Here is a 2,887-nt window from a genome sequence, read left to right on the forward strand (position 1 = left end):
GCGTAGTGCATCGCGGCGGCGGGGGCGCCGCCGCGATGCACTACGCGGACGAGTGGCGGACGGAGAACACCTCGGCCACGGCCGGTACGACGGCCGGGACCGGCGGTACGACCACGGGCCAGGGCCAGCCGGCGACGGACGGCGTCCCCGAGGGATGGGTTCGCGTCGAGGACCCGGAGGGGTTCAGTCTCGCCCTGCCCAAGGGGTGGAAGCGTCAGGTGGAGGGTGTGCAGATCGACTACACACCGGACGGCGGCGAACACTTCCTCCGGGTGGCCGTCGACGACTCTCCGGACTTCGACAGCCCGTACCACCACCAGCTCGACCTGGAGGAACAGGTGAAGGACCGGCTCCCCGCGTACCGGCGGGTGGGCCTGAAGGAGAACCTGTACCGCGACCGTCCGGGCGCGCTCTGGGACTTCACCTGGAACGCGGCCCAGGACACCGACTTCCCCGGCCCGCGCCGGGCGATCGAGCAGACGTATCTCGCCCGCGACGGCGTCGAGTACACGATCTACATGTCCTCGCCCGCCGCCGACTGGGACACCGCGCGCCAGCAGTTCGACACGGTGCTGCGCAGCTGGCGCGAGGCACGCAAGTGACCCGAGGGACGCAAGTGACCCGAGGCGCGCCGGCGTAGACCGGCCTCGGTGGTCCGACAGGGCCAAGTGGGTGGCGCCTCAGGCGCGATGGCGAACGTGAGTGAGGGGGAGGGGGCGCAGCCGGGCGCCCGGGGGCAACACCGTGCCGGGCCGGTCGACTGCGGGACAGGGCTGGCTTGTTCGGGGGATGGACCGGCCGGCTCGGAGGCCGGACCGGCCGAACTCGGGGCCAGGGGGCGGCCCGACTCGGAGCCGGGGAACGGCCCGATTCGGAGCCGGGGCCGGCCCGACTCGGGGTCGGGGGCCCACGCGTGGCGCGTACGCGGCGCTCGCGAGCCGCGCGTACGTCGCTTGTCGGCCAGCCCTGCCTCGCCGCACCGGAGGGTTCCGGTCCGGTGCGGCATGATGGGGCGCATGGGGACCGAGGGGGAGAGCGTCCGCGTCATAGCGGGCCGGTACCGGCTGGAGGCCAGGGTCGGCCGCGGCGGTATGGGCATCGTGTGGCGTGCCACCGACGAACTCCTCGGTCGGCGTGTCGCGGTCAAGGAGCTGGCCCTCGACCCCTCGCTCCCGGAGGAGACGTCCCGGCAGCTGCGCGAACGCACCCTGCGGGAGGCCCGGGCGGTGGCCCGGCTCGGCCACCCGCACATCATCGTCGTCCACGACGTCGTCGAGCAGGACGAACGCCCCTACATCGTCATGGAGTTCATCGACGGCGGCTCGCTCGCGGAGCGGGTCGCGGCCGACGGGCCGGTCGACGCGCGGGAGGCCGCCCGGATCGGGCTCGCCCTGCTGGCCGCGCTACGGCGGGCGCACGACGAGGGTGTCCTGCACCGCGACCTCAAACCCGCGAACGTCCTGCTGGAGAAGGGCACCGACCGGGTCGTCCTCACCGACTTCGGCATCGCCCAGGTCGCGGGCGCCACCACGCTCACCGAGAACGGGTCCTTCGTCGGCTCGCCCGAGTACACCGCGCCTGAACGGATGTCCGGCGTCCGTACCGGACCGGAATCCGACCTGTGGTCGCTGGGCGCGCTGCTGTGCACCGTGCTCAGCGGGGAGTCCCCGTTCCGCCGCGACTCGTTGGGCGGCATCCTGCACGCCGTCGTCTTCGACGAGATCCGGCCACCGGCCCAGGCCGCGCCGCTGCTGCCCGTCATCCGCGGCCTGCTGGAGCGCGACCCCGACCAGCGGCTCGGCGCGGCGGAGGCAGAGCGGCTGCTGCGCGCGTTCCGGGAGACCGGCCGTACGCCGAGACCGCCCAAAGGGCCGCGCACCTCGACCGGTTACACACCGACCCGGCGCGACATGCCGCGCACGCCCCCGACGGCCGCCCCTCACGACACGCCGGAGGCCGGGCACCGGGACCACCCCGAACGACCCGGGCGGCCCGGCGGGCCCGCGCACGACGGGGCGGCGGCCCTGCGGGAGCAGCCGGGCGGGTTCCGGCGACCGCAGCCGACCCGGAGCGTCCTGGTCGCCGCCGCGCTGGTCGCGGCGATGGCCGGGGCCGGCGTGTCGGCGGCCGCACTGCTGCTGGGGGAGGGCGGCGGCCCCGGGGGCGGTTCGCCGACGACATCGGCGCCCCGGACGCCCAGCACGTCGCACACGCCGTCCGGCTCGGCGGGCCAGTCGGGCGGACGGGACACCCCGGGCACCGACGGGACGGCCTCGGGTGCGGCCTCCGGCACGGCGTCCGGGACGACGGAAGGCGCGTCGTCGGGGGCGTCCTCGGGTTCGTCGGGTGGTGCCACGCCCACCGTGACGCGGTCACGGGCGGCCACGGCGCCGACCGTGCCCTCCGGGTACCGGCTCGCCCGGGACGATCGGGGCTTCAGCCTCGCCGTGCCGGAGGACTTCACCCGGGAGCCGCAAGGGGAGCGGGTCTTCTACATGTCGCCGGGGCAGTCGATCCGGATCGGTGTCAAGGTCGACGACCCGGAGGAGGGCGGACCGGTCGCGGTGATGCGGCGCGCCCACGAGAAGGGCCCCTCCACGAACCCCGGCTACCGCGACGGCCGAGTGGCCCGGACGACGCACCAGGGGCGGCCGGCGGCGCTCTGGGAGTTCACCTGGGACGGCTTCAGCTCGGCGGAGGGCCCCCGGCACACGTACGACCTGTGCTGGGAGCGGGACGGAAAGCTGTACGACGTGTGGGTCTCGGCGCCGGTCGGGAGGGTGAGCGAGGCGAAGGAGTACTTCGACGTCGCGGTGGACACCTTCGCGGGTTCGTGAGGGCGCGGGCACGTTCGCGGGTTGGGGACGGCGCGGGCACGTTCGCGGGT

2 protein-coding genes are annotated in these 2,887 nt (G+C 75.0%); both read left to right on the forward strand.

Annotation, left to right across the window (positions count from 1 at the left end):
* Window positions 1-602, forward strand: a 602-nt coding sequence (locus AOK15_RS39265) for a DcrB/PsbP domain-containing protein (RefSeq protein WP_478078828.1), incomplete at its 5' end; no start/stop codon positions are given.
* A 414-nt stretch (window positions 603-1,016) separates the two neighbouring features.
* Window positions 1,017-2,837 (forward strand): serine/threonine-protein kinase, encoded by a 1,821-nt coding sequence (locus tag AOK15_RS39270; RefSeq protein WP_055523788.1) that lies wholly within the window; start codon window positions 1,017-1,019, stop codon window positions 2,835-2,837.
* Window positions 2,838-2,887 lie beyond the last annotated feature (50 nt).

Source organism: Streptomyces ossamyceticus (genome assembly GCF_001418475.1).
Lineage (GTDB): Bacteria > Actinomycetota > Actinomycetes > Streptomycetales > Streptomycetaceae > Streptomyces > Streptomyces ossamyceticus.